Source organism: Nonomuraea sp. NPDC049480, from assembly GCF_044465905.1.
Lineage (GTDB): Bacteria > Actinomycetota > Actinomycetes > Streptosporangiales > Streptosporangiaceae > Nonomuraea.
Map to the genome: position 1 here is coordinate 23,687 of NZ_JBITMD010000023.1, position 16,799 is coordinate 40,485.

16 protein-coding genes are annotated in these 16,799 nt (G+C 69.9%); 2 read left to right on the top strand and 14 right to left on the bottom strand.

What is annotated here, in order from left to right; all coding sequences use genetic code 11:
* Positions 1 to 11 precede the first annotated feature (11 nt).
* The 6 genes from ACIBX3_RS44790 to ACIBX3_RS44815 all read right to left on the bottom strand — a co-directional run bounded on the left by ACIBX3_RS44790 (position 12) and on the right by ACIBX3_RS44815 (position 6,501).
* Positions 12 to 491: a GNAT family N-acetyltransferase gene (locus ACIBX3_RS44790; protein WP_397126736.1), complete on the bottom strand. Its 480-nt coding sequence runs from the start codon at positions 489 to 491 to the stop codon at positions 12 to 14.
* 157 nt (positions 492 to 648) lie between these two features.
* On the bottom strand, positions 649 to 1,386 hold the full coding sequence (gene dapB, locus ACIBX3_RS44795; RefSeq protein ID WP_397126737.1) for a 4-hydroxy-tetrahydrodipicolinate reductase: 738 nt from the start codon (positions 1,384 to 1,386) through the stop codon (positions 649 to 651).
* A gap of 168 nt (positions 1,387 to 1,554) precedes the next feature.
* Positions 1,555 to 2,865 (bottom strand): M16 family metallopeptidase, encoded by a 1,311-nt coding sequence (locus ACIBX3_RS44800; protein WP_397126899.1) that lies wholly within the window; start codon positions 2,863 to 2,865, stop codon positions 1,555 to 1,557.
* A 132-nt stretch (positions 2,866 to 2,997) separates the two neighbouring features.
* Positions 2,998 to 5,334 (bottom strand): polyribonucleotide nucleotidyltransferase, encoded by a 2,337-nt coding sequence (locus ACIBX3_RS44805; protein WP_397126738.1) that lies wholly within the window; start codon positions 5,332 to 5,334, stop codon positions 2,998 to 3,000.
* 322 nt (positions 5,335 to 5,656) lie between these two features.
* A complete protein-coding gene (rpsO, locus tag ACIBX3_RS44810; RefSeq protein WP_397126739.1) occupies positions 5,657 to 5,926 on the bottom strand; it encodes a 30S ribosomal protein S15 in 270 nt (89 codons plus the stop codon).
* A 137-nt stretch (positions 5,927 to 6,063) separates the two neighbouring features.
* Positions 6,064 to 6,501, bottom strand: a complete 438-nt coding sequence (locus ACIBX3_RS44815; RefSeq protein ID WP_397126740.1) for a VOC family protein — start codon at positions 6,499 to 6,501, stop codon at positions 6,064 to 6,066.
* Positions 6,502 to 6,584: 83 nt separating this feature from the next.
* Here ACIBX3_RS44815 and ACIBX3_RS44820 point away from each other — a divergent pair, with 83 nt between their 5' ends.
* Complete coding sequence (locus ACIBX3_RS44820) at positions 6,585 to 7,175, top strand: TetR/AcrR family transcriptional regulator (RefSeq protein WP_397126741.1); 591 nt, start codon at positions 6,585 to 6,587, stop codon at positions 7,173 to 7,175.
* Between the two features lie 153 nt (positions 7,176 to 7,328).
* Here ACIBX3_RS44820 and ACIBX3_RS44825 read toward each other — a convergent pair whose 3' ends face one another.
* Positions 7,329 to 8,255 carry a bifunctional riboflavin kinase/FAD synthetase gene (locus ACIBX3_RS44825; RefSeq protein WP_397126742.1) on the bottom strand — a complete coding sequence of 309 codons (927 nt, stop codon included), beginning with the start codon at positions 8,253 to 8,255 and terminating at the stop codon, positions 7,329 to 7,331.
* Positions 8,256 to 8,348: 93 nt separating this feature from the next.
* Here ACIBX3_RS44825 and ACIBX3_RS44830 point away from each other — a divergent pair, with 93 nt between their 5' ends.
* The gene (locus tag ACIBX3_RS44830) at positions 8,349 to 9,374 is read left to right on the top strand and encodes a TRM11 family SAM-dependent methyltransferase (protein ID WP_397126743.1); all 1,026 of its coding nucleotides are present in this window, start codon (positions 8,349 to 8,351) and stop codon (positions 9,372 to 9,374) included.
* Here the strand turns inward: ACIBX3_RS44830 and truB are convergent.
* From truB to nusA, 7 genes are all read right to left on the bottom strand, one after another.
* Entirely contained in the window at positions 9,367 to 10,239 is an 873-nt protein-coding gene (truB, locus tag ACIBX3_RS44835; protein WP_397126744.1) for a tRNA pseudouridine(55) synthase TruB, read from the bottom strand. The genes ACIBX3_RS44830 and truB overlap by 8 nt on opposite strands.
* On the bottom strand, positions 10,239 to 11,291 hold the full coding sequence (locus ACIBX3_RS44840) for a bifunctional oligoribonuclease/PAP phosphatase NrnA (protein ID WP_397126745.1): 1,053 nt from the start codon (positions 11,289 to 11,291) through the stop codon (positions 10,239 to 10,241). The genes truB and ACIBX3_RS44840 overlap by 1 nt, the downstream gene beginning before the upstream one ends.
* On the bottom strand, positions 11,288 to 11,755 hold the full coding sequence (gene rbfA, locus ACIBX3_RS44845; RefSeq protein ID WP_397126746.1) for a 30S ribosome-binding factor RbfA: 468 nt from the start codon (positions 11,753 to 11,755) through the stop codon (positions 11,288 to 11,290). The genes ACIBX3_RS44840 and rbfA overlap by 4 nt, the downstream gene beginning before the upstream one ends.
* Before the next feature lie 39 nt (positions 11,756 to 11,794).
* Positions 11,795 to 12,091 carry a DUF503 domain-containing protein gene (locus tag ACIBX3_RS44850; protein WP_397126747.1) on the bottom strand — a complete coding sequence of 99 codons (297 nt, stop codon included), beginning with the start codon at positions 12,089 to 12,091 and terminating at the stop codon, positions 11,795 to 11,797.
* Between the two features lie 118 nt (positions 12,092 to 12,209).
* Entirely contained in the window at positions 12,210 to 15,377 is a 3,168-nt protein-coding gene (gene infB / locus ACIBX3_RS44855) for a translation initiation factor IF-2 (protein ID WP_397126749.1), read from the bottom strand.
* Between the two features lie 125 nt (positions 15,378 to 15,502).
* Complete coding sequence (locus ACIBX3_RS44860; protein ID WP_397126750.1) at positions 15,503 to 15,802, bottom strand: YlxR family protein; 300 nt, start codon at positions 15,800 to 15,802, stop codon at positions 15,503 to 15,505.
* Complete coding sequence (gene nusA / locus ACIBX3_RS44865; protein WP_397126751.1) at positions 15,786 to 16,790, bottom strand: transcription termination factor NusA; 1,005 nt, start codon at positions 16,788 to 16,790, stop codon at positions 15,786 to 15,788. The genes ACIBX3_RS44860 and nusA overlap by 17 nt, the downstream gene beginning before the upstream one ends.
* Positions 16,791 to 16,799 lie beyond the last annotated feature (9 nt).

A 16,799-nucleotide genomic window follows, 5' to 3' on the forward strand; every position in this document is an offset into this window, starting at 1 on the left:
CCCGCCCAGGGCTAACAGGCGCGGCTCATCACCACGCGCGACGCGACCTCGATCCCCATCTCCCGCTCGTGCTTCACCACCGCCCGCAACTCCGGCCCCCACTCCTCTTCGGGCAGCACCGAGAAGCCGTGCCGGGCGTACCACGGCGCGTTCCAGGGCACGTCCCGGTACGTCGTCAGCGTCACCCTCGGCGCCCCGGCCGCCCGCGCGTGGTCGATGACCGCCGCGACGAGCCGCCCGCCGATGCCCTGGCGCATGCTGTCCGGATGGACCGCCAACTGGTCGAGATGCAGATTGCCGTCCACCCACGTGACCAGCGCGAACCCGGCCGGAGGCGTCCCCTCGACGAGGACGGTCCCCGGATCGTCCACTTCCTCGATCATCGTCGTCCCGGGCGGGAACGTGATGCCCACCGTCTCGAACAGCCCGTCCGCGGCCAGCTCGATCGACACCAGCCCAGGGAGATCGCCGGCCTCAGCCCATCGCACCATGCCGACACGATCTCATGTTTCGGGCGGAACTCGCCTCTCGTATTAGTGTTGACGATCGTAGGCCCGGTTGTGCGGAGCCGGGACCCTCTCCTCACGACGTGCCCACGACCGATCAGGTGGTGGGCACGTCGTGCGGCCACAGCACATCGGCCGGAGGTCAGAGGTCGAGAAGCGGCTCCAGGCCCACGGTGAGGCCCGGCAGCTCGCGCACCCTGCGCACGCCCAGCAGCACGCCGGGTGTGAAGGCCGCTCTGCTCATCGTGTCGTGCCTGATGGTGAGGATCTCGCCGTCGCCGCCCAGCAGCACCTCCTGGTGGGCGATCAGCCCGGACAGGCGTACCGCGTGCACGTGCACCCCGCCCACGTCGGCGCCGCGGGAGCCGTCCAGCGCGGTGCTGGTCGCGTCGGGCATCGGGGCGGCACCGGCCTTGGCGCGTGCTTCAGCCACCAGCTCCGCCGTACGGCGCGCGGTGCCGGACGGGGCGTCCGCCTTGTTGGGATGGTGCAGCTCGACGATCTCGACGGACTCGAAGTGACGGGCCGCCTGCTGCGCGAAGTGCATCATGAGCACGGCCGCGATGCCGAAGTTGGGGGCGATCAGGCAGTTGGTGCCCGGCGAGTCCGCCAGCCAGCCGCGTACGGCCGCCAGCCGTCCCTCGTCGAACCCCGTCGTGCCCACCACCGGGTGGACGCCATGGGCGATGGCCCATTCCAGATTGCCCATGACCACGTCGGGGTGGGTGAAGTCGACCACCACCTCCGCGCCCTCGAGCCCTTCGATGGGGTCGTCCTTGTCGAGCGCGGCCACCAGCTCCATGTCCGTGGTCGCCTCGACCGCCTTGCACACCTCGATGCCCACGCGGCCGCGGGCTCCGAGCACACCTACCTTGATCACACGGCCAACCCTATCCCACCAGGAAACCCGCCCATCAGAGTGCCACCCCGCACTCCTGTCGCGAGCCGCGCGAGTTCGCCGGCACCACGAGCGGCAGCGCCCGGGCTCGCCTCGGCGGACCGCCGCCTCGGCGGGTCGCCGAACGCGACCGCCGAGGCGACGGCAAGGTCAGCGGATGGTGTCGGTGAAGTCCTTGTCACCGTACGGGCCGATCACGGCGAGCGTGAGCGGCCGGTTGAGCACGTCCCCGGCCACCTCGGCGATCTCGTCGGGAGTGACGGCCTCGATGCGGGACAGCACCTCGTCCACCGACATGAGCTCCTCGTAGACCAGCTCGTTCTTGCCGATGCGCGACATGCGCGAGCCGGTGTCCTCCAGGCCGAGCACGAGCCCGCCGCGCATCTGCCCCTTGCCGCGCAGGATCTCGTCCTCACTCAGCCCTTCGGCCACCACGCGGGACACCTCGTCCCGGCAGATCTTGAGCACGTCGTCGATCTTGGACGGCAGGCAGCCCACGTAGATGCCGAACTGGCCGGTGTCGGCGTACGCGGAGGTGTAGCTGTAGGCGGAGTAGGCCAGGCCGCGCTTCTCCCTGATCTCCTGGAAGAGCCTGGACGACATGCCGCCGCCCAGCGCGGAGTTGAGCACGCCCAGGGCGAACCTGCGCTCGTCCGTACGGGACAGGCCGGTTGTGCCGAGCACCAGGTTGGCCTGCTCGGTCGGCCGGTCGAGCACCCGGACGCCCGAACGGGTGTCGGCGCCGGGGCCGCTGGTGCGGGGCGAGGCGAACTCGGCCGGGCCGGTCAGCGCCCCGGACCGCTCGTACGCCCGGACGACCAGCTCCACGACTTCCTCGTGGCGCACGTTGCCCGCCACCGACACCACAGTGCGGCGGGGCCGGTAGTAGCGGTGGTAGTACTCGGCGATCCGGTCACGTCCGAGCGCGTTGATCGATTCGACCGTGCCCAGGATGGGACGGCCGATCGGCGAGTCGCCGTACAGCGCGGCGGCGAACTGCTCGTGCACCACGTCCGAGGGGTCGTCGTCGTGCATGGCGATCTCCTCGAGGATCACGCCCCGCTCGGACTCGACGTCCTCCTCGGTCACCAGCGAGCTGGTCACGACGTCGGCGAGCACGTCGACCGCGATCGGCAGGTCATCGTCGAGCACACGTGCGTAGTAGCACGTGTACTCCTTCGCGGTGAAGGCGTTGATCTCGCCGCCGATGCCCTCGATGGAGGCGGAGATCTCCATCGCGTCACGCGTCGGAGTGCCCTTGAACAGCAGGTGCTCGAGGAAGTGGGTGGCCCCCGTGTGCTCGGGGGCCTCGTCACGCGAGCCGATGCCGACCCACATGCCGACCGCGACGCTCCGCACGGTCGGCATGGTCTCGGTCACCACGCGCAGCCCACCAGGGAGGACGGTGCGCCGGACGACCCCAGCCCCGTCCTTGCCAGGATGCAGCGTCGTGGTGTTCACGAGGCCTCCGTCTCCGGCCCCTCGAACAAGGTGCTGCGTCTGCTGGTTGCCCTCGCTACGTGTGCTCACGAGGCCTCCTTCTCCGGCCTCGTGGCAAGCCGCTGCGTCTGATGATTCACTCGCTACGCTCGCTCACGAGTTCCGGTCGTCCCCGTCGCCGCCGCTGCTGCTCCGGGTGCGGACGCGCGTGCGGGTGCGGCGCGGCCGCTCCGACTTGTCCTCGCCCGGCGCGGCGGCCTCCTCCGGCTGCGGGGCCTCGTCGTCGCCCTCGGCGCCCTTCGCCTCCTTCTCGGCGGCCTCCTTCTCGATGACCTCGACGGGCACCAGCGAGAGCTTGCCCCGGCCGTCGATCTCGGCGATCTCCACCTGGATCTTCTCGCCGACGCTCATCACGTCCTCGACGTTCTCGATGCGCTTGCCGCCGTGCAGCTTGCGGATCTGCGAGACGTGCAGCAGGCCGTCCTTGCCCGGCATGAGCGAGATGAACGCCCCGAAGGCCGCGATCTTGACGACCGTGCCCAGGTAGCGCTCGCCGACCTCCGGCATGTGCGGGTTGGCGATCGCGTTGATCGCCGACCGCGCGGCCTCGGCCGCCGGGCCGTCGGTGGCGCCGATGTAGATCGTGCCGTCGTCCTCGATGGTGATCTCGGCGCCCGTGTCGTCCTGGATCTGGTTGATCATCTTGCCCTTCGGGCCGATGACCTCGCCGATCTTGTCCACGGGGACCTTGATGGTGATGATGCGCGGCGCGGTCGGGTTCATCTCCGCCGGGGAGTCGATCGCCTCCTGCATCACGTCGAGGATCGCCAGGCGGGCGCCCTTGGCCTGCTTGAGCGCGGCGGCCAGCACGGAGGCGGGAATGCCGTCGAGCTTGGTGTCGAGCTGCAGCGCGGTGATGACGTCCTTGGTGCCGGCGACCTTGAAGTCCATGTCGCCCATGGCGTCCTCGGCACCCAGGATGTCGGTCAGGGTGACGTAGGTGTCACCCTCGCCGATCAGGCCCATCGCGATGCCGGCGACCATCTCCTTGAGCGGCACACCGGCGTCGAGCAGCGCCATCGTGGAGGCGCAGACCGAGCCCATCGAGGTGGAACCGTTGGAGCTGAGCGCCTCGGAGACCTGGCGGATGGCGTACGGGAACTCCTCGCGCGTGGGCAGCACCGGGATCAGCGCCCGCTCGGCCAGCGCGCCGTGGCCGATCTCGCGGCGCTTGGGCGAGCCCACCCGGCCGGTCTCGCCGGTGGAGTAGGGCGGGAAGTTGTAGTTGTGCATGTAGCGCTTGGTCCGCTCCGGGTTGAGCGTGTCGATGACCTGCTCCATGCGCAGCATGTTGAGCGTCGTGATGCCCATGATCTGGGTCTCACCGCGCTCGAACAGCGCCGAGCCGTGCACCCGCGGCACCACGTGGACCTCGGCGGACAGCTCGCGGATGTCCTTGGTCCCGCGGCCGTCGATGCGCACGCCCTCCTTGACGACGCGCTCGCGCATGAGCTTCTTCATCACCGAGCGGAACGCGGCGCTGATCTCCTTCTCGCGCCCCTCGAAGTCGGCCAGGAGCTTCTCGGCGGCCAGCGCCTTGACCTTCTCCAGCTCGCTCTCGCGCTCCTGCTTGCCGGCGATGGTCAGCGCGGCCGCCAGCTCCGACTTCACCGCGGACTCGACCGCGGCGTAGGCGTCCTCCTGGTACTCCAGGAAGACCGGATATTCGGCCGTCTCCTTGGCCGCGACCTGCGCGATGCGCGACTGCGCCTCGCAGAGCACCTTGATGAAGGGCTTGGCGGCCTCCAGGCCCTGCGCGACGGTCTCCTCGGTGGGCGCGACGGCACCCTCGGCGACCAGCTTGAGCGTGTCTCTGGTGGACTCGGCCTCGACCATCATGATCGCGACATCGCCGTCGCCGAGCACGCGGCCCGCCACGACCATGTCGAACGTCGCCCGCTCCAGCTCGTGGTGCGTCGGGAACGCCACCCACTGGCCCTCGATCAGCGCGACCCGCACGCCGCCGATCGGGCCGGAGAACGGCAGGCCCGCCAGCTGCGTCGACAGCGACGCGGCGTTGATCGCGACCACGTCGTAGAGGTGGTCGGGATTGAGCGCCATGATGGTGGCGACGACCTGGATCTCGTTGCGCAGGCCCTTGACGAACGACGGGCGCAGCGGCCGGTCGATCAGGCGGCAGGTCAGGATCGCGTCCTCGGACGGACGGCCCTCACGGCGGAAGAACGAGCCGGGGATGCGTCCCGCGGCGTACATGCGCTCCTCGACGTCCACCGTGAGCGGGAAGAAGTCGAACTGCTCCTTCGGATTCTTGGACGCGGTGGTGGCGGACAGCACCATCGTGTCGTTGTCGAGATAGGCGACGGCGGAGCCGGCCGCCTGGCGAGCGAGACGACCGGTCTCGAACCGGATCGTGCGTGTGCCGAATGAGCCGTTGTCTATGACGGCTTCAGCAGTGTGGACACCCTCCACGGGGGACCTCCTTGTGGTCGGTCACCCGCGCCCTTTTCTCACCGGCACCCTCGTTAGGTGCAGCGCCGGTCTTCGATCGAAGCGCCCGGTTAAAGGTGACGGTCAGATGTCACTGTCACGTCTACCGGAAGCCACTACCGAGGACCGGCCCGCAGGCGTCGCGGGTCGCATGGTGCTGAGCGGACGCGGGGGCTGTGTGTCTCGGATCTTCAGTTGTACGTCAGGGGCGTGGGCGTTTTCACGTCGCCACGCGCCCGGCGGTCTCTCGTATGGGACTACCCATATGAGAAAGGGAGCGGCATGAGCGCCGCTCCCTTTCATGCTATCGGCGCAGGCCGAGCCGCTCGATGAGCGAACGGTAGCGCTGGATGTCGACCTTCTGCAGGTACTTCAGCAGGCGGCGCCGGCGACCGACGAGCAGAAGCAGGCCACGACGGCTGTGGTGGTCGTGCTTGTGCGTCTTCAGGTGCTCGGTGAGCTCGCTGATGCGCTTGCTGAGCAGTGCGATCTGCACCTCGGGCGACCCGGTGTCGCCCTCGACCGTCGCATACTCGCCGATGATGGACTTCTTGGCAGCGGTGTCGAGAGACACGGCTCTCCTTCAATCTACGGGCACGCGCGAATGTGACGAAAGTGCGAACGACCGTGCGTGCCTACAGTCGCCGCATGAAGGCCGTCATGGGCAGCGCGCAGCGCCGCCGTCACAATGCCGACATGCAAGGTTACCACCTAGTCCAGGGTGCTCGGGTGTTCATGTCCGGCACCGGACGCGTACAGCTCGGCGTACTCGCCGGACGGCGCGATGGGCGTGATGACGTCGACGAGCACGCCGCCGGGGTCGGCCACGATGAAGTGCCGCTGACCGAAGTCCTCGTCGCGCAGCGCCAGCTCCGGCGTCAGCCCTTCGCGCACCACCAGCCGCTCCCACTCGGCGTCGACGTCAGCCACCTCGAAGTTGAGCAGGAGCCCGCCCACCGGCCGCCGGTAGGCCGCGGGCAGCGTCGGGTGCGTGTGATCCAGCAGGGCCAGCTCGTACGCCCCGCGGCGCAGGCTCACATACCAGTCGGCCTCGAACGTCACCTCGAACCCGAACAATCGCACGTAGAAGTCCTTCGACGCGGCGACGTCGGCGGCGCAGACCACCGGGTAGAAGCTGCTGAGCTCCATGAGCATTCCCCTCTCTGTTCACATACCAACGGTATGCGAGGGTACGCTAATTCACATACCAGAGGTATGTCAAAGGGGTGCGGGTGACCAGGACCGAGCAGAAGGAACACACCAGGCGGACGCTGATCGCCGTGGGCAGGCGGCTGTTCGCGACCAAGGGCTATGTCGCGGTCGGCCTGGCGGAGATCGTGGCGGAGTCAGGGGTGACCAAAGGGGCCCTCTACCACCATTTCGCCGGCAAGGCCGACCTCTTCCGCACCGTGCTGGAGGAGGTGCAGCAGGAGGTGGCGGCCCGGGTGGTCCGAGCGGCGGAGGCGGCGGGCGATCCATGGGACCGGCTCAAGGCAGGGTGCGCGGCGTTCGTGGCGGCCGGCGCCGACCCCGAGGTGCAGCGGATCATGCTGATCGACGGCCCCGCGGTGCTGGGCTGGAACGAGTGGCGCGCGATCGACGAGGCCACCTCGGCCAAGCACCTGGCCGAGGCGCTCGCCATCCTCATCGGCAACGGGACGATCCCCGCCCAGCCGGTCGCGCCACTGACCCGCCTGTTGTCGGGCGCGATGAACGAAGCGGCCCTGTGGCTGGCCCGGTCCGCCAGGCCGGACAACAACGACCTGGCCGACACCCAGGCGGCCCTGTCCCGCCTGCTGGAGTCCCTCCGCACCCACGGCTGAACCTTCACGGTTCACGAACCGCCCGATATGCGGAGGCCGGTGCTCGTCCCCTGGGTGGTGTGCCGCTGGATGCGGGGTGCGCCTTGACAGGCGACGCAGGCCGGAGTGCGTCGGGTGGCGGGCCACGGCGACGCGTAAAGGAAGAAAGGGCTGTTAACGCGTGAGACGACGAGCAGCGTCGACGTCGGCGTGGATTTGGGCGATGAGGGCGTCGATGGACTCGAATCTGGTGTTGCCGCGCAGGCGCGCGGCGAACTCCACCGCCACGTGCGCGCCATACAGCTCCAGATCGTCCCGGTCCAGCGCGTACGCCTCCACCGTCCGCGGCACCCCTTCGAACGTCGGATTGGTGCCGACCGAGATCGCCGCCGGCCACCGCTCCCCCGGATACAGGGTCGGCAGGTTCGCCACCGGCACACACTGCAACCACCCCGCGTAGACCCCGTCGGCGGGGATCGCCGTGTGCTGCGGCGTCTCGACGTTCGCGGTAGGGAAGCCGAGCTGGCGCCCCCGCTGGTAGCCGCGGACGACCACGCCCTCCACGCGGTGCGGCCGTCCCAGCGCGGCCGCGGCGGCCTCGACCTCGCCGGCCACGAGCCGCTCGCGGATGGCGGTCGAGGAGATGTCGTCGAGGGTGGGCACAACCTCCACCGCGAAGTCGTACTTATCGCCCAGCGTCCGCAATGTATCGATATCGCCGCTCGCACCCTGTCCGAACACGAAGTTCTCTCCCACCACCACGACCGCGGCCCGCAACCGCTCCCCCAGCACCGACTGGGCGAAGTCGGCCGGGCTGGTCCGCGACAGCTCCAGCGTGAACTCCACCACGACGATCTCGTCCACCCCCAGCCCCGTCAGCAGCTCGCCCCTGCGCCTGGGGCTCGTGAGCCGATGCGGGTGCGACCCGGGGAACACGACCTCGTCCGGATGGGGCTCGAAGGTGACGGCGGCGGCCCGCAGCCCCCGCTGCCGGGCGATGGCGACGACCCGCTCGACAACCCGCTGATGCCCGCGGTGCACCCCGTCGTACACGCCTATGGTGACGACAGACCTTCCCGTATCCAGCACGCTAGGCCCCATTCGCTCGTGGCGGATCAATCCGACACAAGCCTGCCACGGGCGTCACGGTTAACTCGAATCGAGGGGCCGGAGTCCCAGATAGGATCGGGAATCATGCCTCGATACGCGCTTCTGATCCTGCCTGCCTTCAACCGGGTCTACGGCGAGAGCTCCGTCCGGCTGACGAGGAGCGAGCTGGCGGTCTTCGACGCGCAGGCGCTGCGCGGCGAGGTGCTGGGCAGCGAGGAGACGACGATCGGCGGCGTGCCTTACGTGACGTTCGAGACGGCGGAGCCGCTTGCCCAGGCGGACGTCGCGCTTTTGTCGAACCTTTCCTCTGTTTACGCAATCTTTGGGATCGAGGGCGAGTTGCTCAGGCCGCTGCGGATGCAGCCGCTCGACCGGCTGACCAGCGACCTGATCACCATCCAGAAATACGCGGGCAAGACCAACGAGCACTTCACCAAGCTGCTGCTCAACGTCACCGTGCTGGCCTCGGGCAAAGGGCTGGGCGAGCGGCTGTCGGTGTTCGACCCGCTGTGCGGCCGCGGCACGACGCTCAACCAGGCCCTCATGTACGGCTACGACGCCTACGGGATCGACGTCGACGGCAAGGACTTCGAGGCGTACGCCGGCTTCATCAAGACCTGGCTGCGCAACAAACGGTTCAAGCACACCGCCGAGACCGTTCCGGTGCGCCGCGAGCGGGCCCTCGTCGGGCGGCGGCTGAACGTCACCTTCGGCCTGTCGAAGGAGGCGGTCAAGGCCGGCGACGTGCAGCAACTGGCCATGGTCAACGCCGACACCCTCAAGAGCCGCGAGTTCTTCAAGCCCCGCTCGTTCGACGTCCTGGTGACCGACGCCCCCTACGGGGTCCAGCACGGCAGCAAGGGCGGTTCCGGCCTGTCCCGCAGCCCTCTGGAGCTGCTGCGCGGCGCGGTCCCCGTCTGGACGGAGCTGCTGCGCCCCGGCGGCGCGATGGGCATCGCCTGGAACACCTATGGCGGCAAGAGCTCAGACCTGGCGGAGATCCTCACGGCCGCCGGTCTCCAGGTGATGAGCTATCCCGACTTCGAACACTGGGTGGACCAGGCGATCGTCCGCGACATCATCGTCGCCCGCAAACCCACCGCTAGCTGACGAACACGGCGAGCGGCTTCGCGGTCCGGCCCTGCTCCTCGACCAGGGCGAGCAGCGCCCCGTCCGGCCCGAACACGCCGATCGGCCCCTTCCCGAGGCCGGTGGCGGGCAGCCGCCCGCCGTGCCCGATGACCCGGGCCTCGTCGGCGGTCACGTCCCTGCGCGGGAACGCCGCGGTCACCGCCTCCCCGATCGGCAGGATCACGCACTCCCCGGCGAGCTGCTCGACGGTCCTGGCCAGCGACAGGTCATAGGGCCCCACCCTGGTACGGCGCAGCCGCGTCAGATGCCCGCCGACGCCGAGCGCCGCGCCCAGGTCGCGGGCCAGCGCGCGGATGTAGGTGCCGCTGGAGCAGGTCACGACCGCGTCCACGTCCACGACGTCGTCATGGGCCCGGATGCCGAGCACGTCGAACGCCCGCACCGTGACGGGCCGGGCCGACAGCTCGACCTCCTCGCCCGCCCGCGCCATCTTGTACGCCCGCTGCCCGTTCACCTTGATCGCGCTGACCTGCGGCGGGATCTGCATGATCTCCCCGGTCAGCGCGGCGACGCCCTTGTGGATCTCGGCGGGGGTCACGCCGGCCGCCGAGGCGGTGGCGATGACCTCGCCCTCGGCGTCGTCGGTGTTCGTGCTGACGCCGAGCCGGATCGTGGTCTCGTACACCTTCTCGGTCAGCGTCAGGTGCCCGAGCAGCCTCGTCGCCTTCTCCACGCCGATCACGAGCACGCCCGTCGCCATCGGGTCGAGCGTGCCGGCGTGCCCCACGCGGCGGGTGCCGGCGATGCGCCGCATCTTGGCGACCACGTCGTGGGAGGTCCACTCGCCCGGCTTGTCGACGATGATCAGACCGCTTTCGGCCATCACGCCTTCCCCAGCTCTCGCCTCAGGGCGGCCATGGTGTCCTCGACACTGGCGTGCGAGGTGTATCCGGCCGCGTTGTGGTGGCCGCCACCGCCCAGCGCCGCGCACGCGGCGCCCACGTCAGCGGTGCCCTTGGACCTGGTGGACACCTGCCAGGCGCCCTGGTCGTCCTCCTTGAGCACGACCGCCACCTCGGCCTCGTCGGTGCGCCGCACGATGTCGATGATGCCTTCGAGCTCGGAATACGGTAGTCCGTACGCGGCCCGGTCCACCCGGGTCACGTACGTCCACACCATGCCGCCCGCCGGACCGTCCTCCAGCGTCACCCGGTCGAACGCGGCCGCCAGCACCTTGAGGTAGCCGAACGGCGAGCGGTCCCACAGCTCGCGGGCGATCTCGTCGGTACGCAGCCCCGTCGCCACGAGCCGGGCGGCCATCTGGTGCACGGCCGGCGTGGTCGAGGAATGGCGGAACGAGCCGGTGTCGGTCACCAGGCCCGCGTACAGGCACGTGGCGATGTCCCGGTCGAGCCGCCCGCCGAGCCGGTAGATCAGCTGCTCGGCCAGCATCGCCGTGGCCGCCGCCGTGGCGTCGATGAGCGCGAGCGTGCCGAACCCGGCGTTGGACGGATGATGGTCGATCACGACGACCTCGGCCGCCCTGGCGGTGTTGTCGCTGAGCAACCCCAGCCGCTCGAACGTCGAGGAGTCGAACGTGATCAGCAGCGCGGGGGCCGCCGGGAACTCCTCCGGCGGCACCAGCATCTCCTGCCCCGGAAGGAACCCCAGCAGGCGCGGCACCGCGAAGTGCCGGTCGCCGAACGACGCCACGACCCGCTTGCCCATCGACCGCAGTACGAAGGCCACGGCCAGCATCGAGCCGAGCGCGTCGCCGTCGGGCGTCACGTGGCAGGCCAGCGCGACCTCGTCGGCCCGCCCGATCAGGTGCAGCGCCCGGTCCCAGGCGCTCTCCGGTATCGCGCCGCCGCCGGCGCGGTCGCGGGTCCCGACCCGCGCCGGCCGGTCGGCCCTGTCTCGTACGTCGGGCGTCACGCCTGGTCGTCCCCGGCCGCGCGCGCGGTCATGTCATCGGGGCCCTCGTCGGGCTTCTTGTACGGGTCGGCCTCCCCGGCGTACGCGGCGTTCTGGGCCTGCCGCGCGACCTCGGCGTCCCTGGCTCGCGCGGCGTTGATCAGATCGTCGAGCTGACGGGCGCTGTCGGGCAGCGGGTCGTGCGTGAACGTCAGGGTCGGGGTGAAGCGCACGCCGGTCTGGCGGCCGACCTCGGAACGGATGATCCCCTTGGCGCTCTCCAGGGCGGCCGCGCTGTCGGCGCGCTCCGCCTCGGAGCCGAACACCGTGTAGAAGACCGTCGCCTCACGCAGGTCGGCGGTGACGCGCGTGTCGGTCACGGTGACGAAGCCCAGGCGTGGATCCTTGATCCGGCGCTCCAGCATCTCGGCGACGATCTGCTGGATGCGGTCGGCGAGCTTGCGCGCTCGTGCGGCATCCACCATGTTCGCTCCCCCTCACGCACGACCTGGCCGTGCTGTCGTTCAATCTTCGTCGTTGTAGAGGCGCTGCCGGGCCGACAGCAGCTCGATCTCAGGGCGGAAGGCCACCATCCGCTCGCAGGCGTCCATCACCTCTTTGCAGTTACCCGCGGAGGCGGAGACCACCGCGATGCCGATCTCAGCTCTGCGATGCAGGTCGAGATGGCCGGTCTCGGCCACCGCGATGCTGGGATAACGTCGCTGCAACTCGGCGACCAGAGGCCGGACGGCAGAGCGCTTCTGCTTCAGCGACCGCACGTCGCCGAGCAGGATGTCCAGGGTCAGAGCACCCACATACATCGTTGGCTACCACCGCTTGGCCTGGTGTGGTGACGCACGACCGGCCTGCTGCGGTGGGAACCAGGCCTGGCGTGCGAGAGGCGCCCGGCGGATGTCCCGCCGGGCGCCCGGCCGCGTGTTACACGCGCGGCTTCTCCCGCATTTCGAACGTCTCGATGACGTCGTCGATCCTGATGTCGTTGTAGCCGACACCGATGCCGCACTCGAAGCCCTCGCGGACCTCGGTCGCGTCATCCTTGAAGCGACGCAGGGACGAGACGGTCAGGTTGTCCGCGATGACGACGCCGTCGCGGATGATCCTGGCCTTGCTGTTGCGGACGATCAGGCCGGAGCGGACCAGCGAACCGGCGACGTTGCCGATCTTCGGCACCTTGAAGACCTCGCGGACCTCCGCCGTGCCCATCTGGACCTCTTCGAACTCGGGCTTGAGCATGCCCTTGAGCGCCGCTTCGATTTCCTCGATCGCCTGGTAGATGACCGAGTAGTAGCGGATGTCGACACCCTCGCGCTCGGCCAGGTCGCGCGCCCGAGGCTCGGGGCGGACGTTGAAGCCGATGATGACCGCGTTGTCGTCGGCGACGGCCAGGTTGACGTCGTACTCGGTGATCGCGCCGACCGCGCGGTGCAGGACACGGAGCCTGACCTCGTCGCCGACATCGATCTTGAGCAGGGCGTCTTCCAGGGCCTCGACCGAACCGGACACGTCACCCTTGATGATGAGCTTGAGCTCGTCGACACGACCCTTCTCGAGGTCGCTGAACAGCTCTTCGAGGGTGCGGCGACGGCTCGACTTCGCCATGTCGGCGCTGCGCTTGCGCGCCGCGCGCTGCTGGGCGATCTGCCGGGCCATCCGGTCGTCGGAGACGACGATGAAGTTGTCACCGGCGCTCGGAACGGCCGTCAGACCCATGACCAGGACCGGACGGGACGGCGTGGCCTCTTCGACCGCGTCGCCGTTGTCGTCGAGCATCGCGCGGACGCGGCCGTAGGCCTCGCCACACACGATCGAGTCGCCGACGCGCAGCGTGCCGCGCTGGACCAGGACGGTCGCGGTCGGGCCACGGCCCTTGTCGAGGTGCGCCTCGATCGCGATGCCCTGCGCGTCCATCGTCGGGTTGGCCCGCAGGTCGAGCTCGGCGTCCGCGGTGAGCAGGATCGCCTCGAGGAGGTTTTCGATGCCCGTGCCGTTCTTCGCCGAGATGTCGACGAACAGCGTCGAGCCGCCGAATTCCTCCGCCACCAGGCCGTACTCGGTGAGCTGGGCCCGCACCTTGTTGGGGTCCGCGCCCTCCTTGTCGACCTTGTTGACCGCGACCACGACCGGGACGTCAGCCGCCTGGGCGTGATTGAGCGCCTCGATCGTCTGCGGCTTCACACCGTCGTCGGCCGCGACCACCAGCACCGCGATGTCGGTGGACTTGGCGCCTCGGGCACGCATGGCGGTGAACGCCTCGTGACCCGGGGTGTCGATGAAGGTGACCCTCCGGTCTTCGCCCTCGTGCTCGGCGGAGACCTGGTAAGCACCGATGTGCTGGGTGATGCCACCCGCCTCGCGCGCCACCACGTTGGTCTTGCGGATGGCGTCGAGCAGCTTGGTCTTACCGTGGTCGACGTGACCCATGACGGTCACGACCGGCGGGCGTGCGGCCAGGTCGGCCTCGTCGCCCTCGTCCTCGCCGAACTCGATGTCGAAGGCCTCGAGAAGCTCGCGGTCCTCCTCCTCCGGGCTGACGACCTGGATGTTGTAGTCCAGCTCGGCGCCGAGCAGCTGCAGCGTCTCCTCGTTGACCGACTGGGTCGCGGTCACCATCTCGCCGAGGTGCAGCATGATCTGCACGAGCGCGGCCGGGTTGGCGCCGATACGGTCGGCGAAGTCGGACAGCGACGCGCCGCGCGGAAGGCGGATCGTCGCGCCGTTGCCGCGAGCGACCTGCACGCCGCCGATCGCCGGCGCCGACATGTTGTCGAACTCCTGGCGCCTCTGCCGCTTCGACTTACGGCCACGCGTAGGACGGCCGCCGGGACGCCCGAAGGCTCCCGCGGTGCCGCCGCCACGGCCGCGACCGCCGCCACCGGGACGACCGGCGAAACCGCCGCCGCCACCACCGGGACCACCGGTGCCGGTGCGCGGACCTGCGCCGCCACCGCCACCCGGGCGACCGGCGAAACCGCCGCCGGGACGACCGCCGCCGCCACCGCCGCCGGGACGGCCACCGCCGCCACCGCCGCCACCGGGACGGCCACCGCCGCCACCGCCGCCACCGGGACCACCGCCCGGACGGCCACCGCCACCCGGACCGGCAGGACGACCCTGCGGCATCATCATCGGATTGGGACGCGGGCCACCCGGACGGGGACCGCCCGCACCGGGACCCGGACGCGGACCGCCGGCAGGCGGACCGGGACGAGGACCAGGAGTGGGCCTGTCGCCCCCACGGCCCTGCGGCGGACGCGGCATCGCGCCGTCACGTGGCGGACCGTCGCGGCGCTCGCGCTGGCCGGGAGGGCCGCCGTCGCGCTGGCCACCGGGACGCGGCGGACGGGCCTGGCCCATGCCGCTCGCGGTGGACGAGAACGGGTTGTTGCCGGGACGCGGACCACGCGGACCGGGCTTCGGCCCGGCGCCGGGACGCGGACCGCGCTCACCCTGTCCACCGGGACGCGGACCGCGCTCACCCTGTCCACCGGGACGCGGACCACGCTCACCCTGTCCACCGGGACGCGGTGCCTGCGCGGAGCTGTCACCGGGACCCGGGCGCGGACCCGGCTTGGGGCCTGACGGCCGCGGAGCCGGACTCGGACGCGGGCCCGGGGTCGGCCGGGCGGGCGCGCCGCTCTCGAAGCGCGCCTGCGGAGCCTGAGGCGCCTCACCACGCGCGGCCTCGGGCTGCTGCTGGTGAGGCATGGGCACCGGCGGGCGCGGCTGATCGCCACGCGGCTGATCGCCGCCCGCGAGACCCGGACGCGGACCGGGGCCGGGCTTGGGAGCCGGACCCGGGCGCGGAGGAGTCGGAACCGGCGCCTGCGGGGCGCCGTTGCCGGCCTGGCTGTCCGCCGGCCGGGGAGCAGCCTTTGGCGGCTGCGGCTTGTTGGACGGCTGTCCGCCGCCCCTGGAGGGCCCACCCTTCGATGCGCCCAGAGCTTCGGTGAGCCTGCGGACCACCGGCGCTTCGATGGTCGAGGACGCCGAACGGACGAACTCTCCCATCTCTTGGAGCTTGGCCATGACGACCTTGCTCTCTACGCCGAACTCCTTAGCGAGCTCGTATACCCGGACCTTCGCCACTGCACTCCCTTACTCGGCCCGGGAGGCTGGCTGTGCCGTCCGGACCGTCGCTACCTTGACGTCTTCATCGCCGCGTGCTCATCAGGCGCTCATAGCAATCTGACTCCGCCCATCAACTCGGCGTCCTACATGACATTTCGTGGTTCTCCCTCCAGGTGCGCCCGCACAGGCGAGACGTCAAGCGGTCCCGCCACGCGAAACGCGCGCGGAAACGCCCGGCGACGCTCGGCAAGCTCCAGACAGCTCAAGGACGGATGCAGCGATGCACCCCGGCCAGGAAGCCGTCCTCGCAGGTCAGGGACCACATGATCCTCGACCTGCACCAGGCGGAGCAGCTCGGACTTAGCCGTGCGAACCCTGCAGCCCACACAGGTGCGCTGTGGGGCCGCTTGGCCACCATATTCCAGCTTACCGTGTTGACGCATCTACGGAACCGGCGGCATCTTCCGCTTGAGTATCGGGCCGGATGTCGATCCGCCATCCCGTCAGCCGCGCGGCCAGCCGGGCGTTCTGCCCCTCTTTCCCGATGGCCAGCGAGAGCTGGTAGTCGGGCACCGTCACCCGCGCGACGCGCCCCTCCAAATCGAGAACCTCGACATGAGAAACGCGGGCGGGCGACAGGGCATTCCCGACGAACTCCGCGGGATCCTCCGACCAGTCGATGATGTCGATCTTCTCGCCGTGAAGCTCGGTCATCACGTTGCGCACGCGCGAGCCCATCGGGCCGATGCACGCGCCCTTGGCGTTGACGCCGGGCTTGCGCGACCTGACCGCGATCTTCGTACGGTGCCCCGCCTCGCGAGCCACCGCTGCGATCTCCACGGTGCCGTCGGCGATCTCCGGCACCTCCAGTGCGAACAGCTTCTTCACCAGCCCGGGATGCGTGCGCGACAGGCTGACGGAGGGGCCCTTGTGGCCCTTCTTCACCTGGACCACGTAGGCACGGATGCGCTCGCCGTGCACGTAGTCCTCGCCGGGGACCTGCTCGGCGTGCGGCAGCACGGCCTCGATCTTGCCCAGGTCGACGAGCACCACGCGAGGGTCCTTGCCCTGCTGGATGACGCCGGAGACCAGCTCGCCCTCGCGGCTCGCGAACTCGCCGAAGTTGATCTCGTCTTCGGCGTCGCGCAGCTGCTGCAGGATGATCTGCTTGGCGGTGGTGGCGGCGATCCTGCTGAAGTTGTTGGGCGTGTCGTCGTATTCCCTGACGACCTCGCCCTCCTCGTCGAGCTCCGCGGCCCAGATCGTGACGTGACCGGTGCCCCTGTCGAGCTCGGCGCGCGCCTTGGAGGCCGCGCCCTCGGTCCGGATGTACGCGATCAGCAGCGCGTCCTCGATCGCCTTGACCACCAGGTCGAAGGAGATGTCCTTTTCCCGCTCCAGGCTGCGCAGGACGCTCATGTCGATGTCCACGGCGGCTCC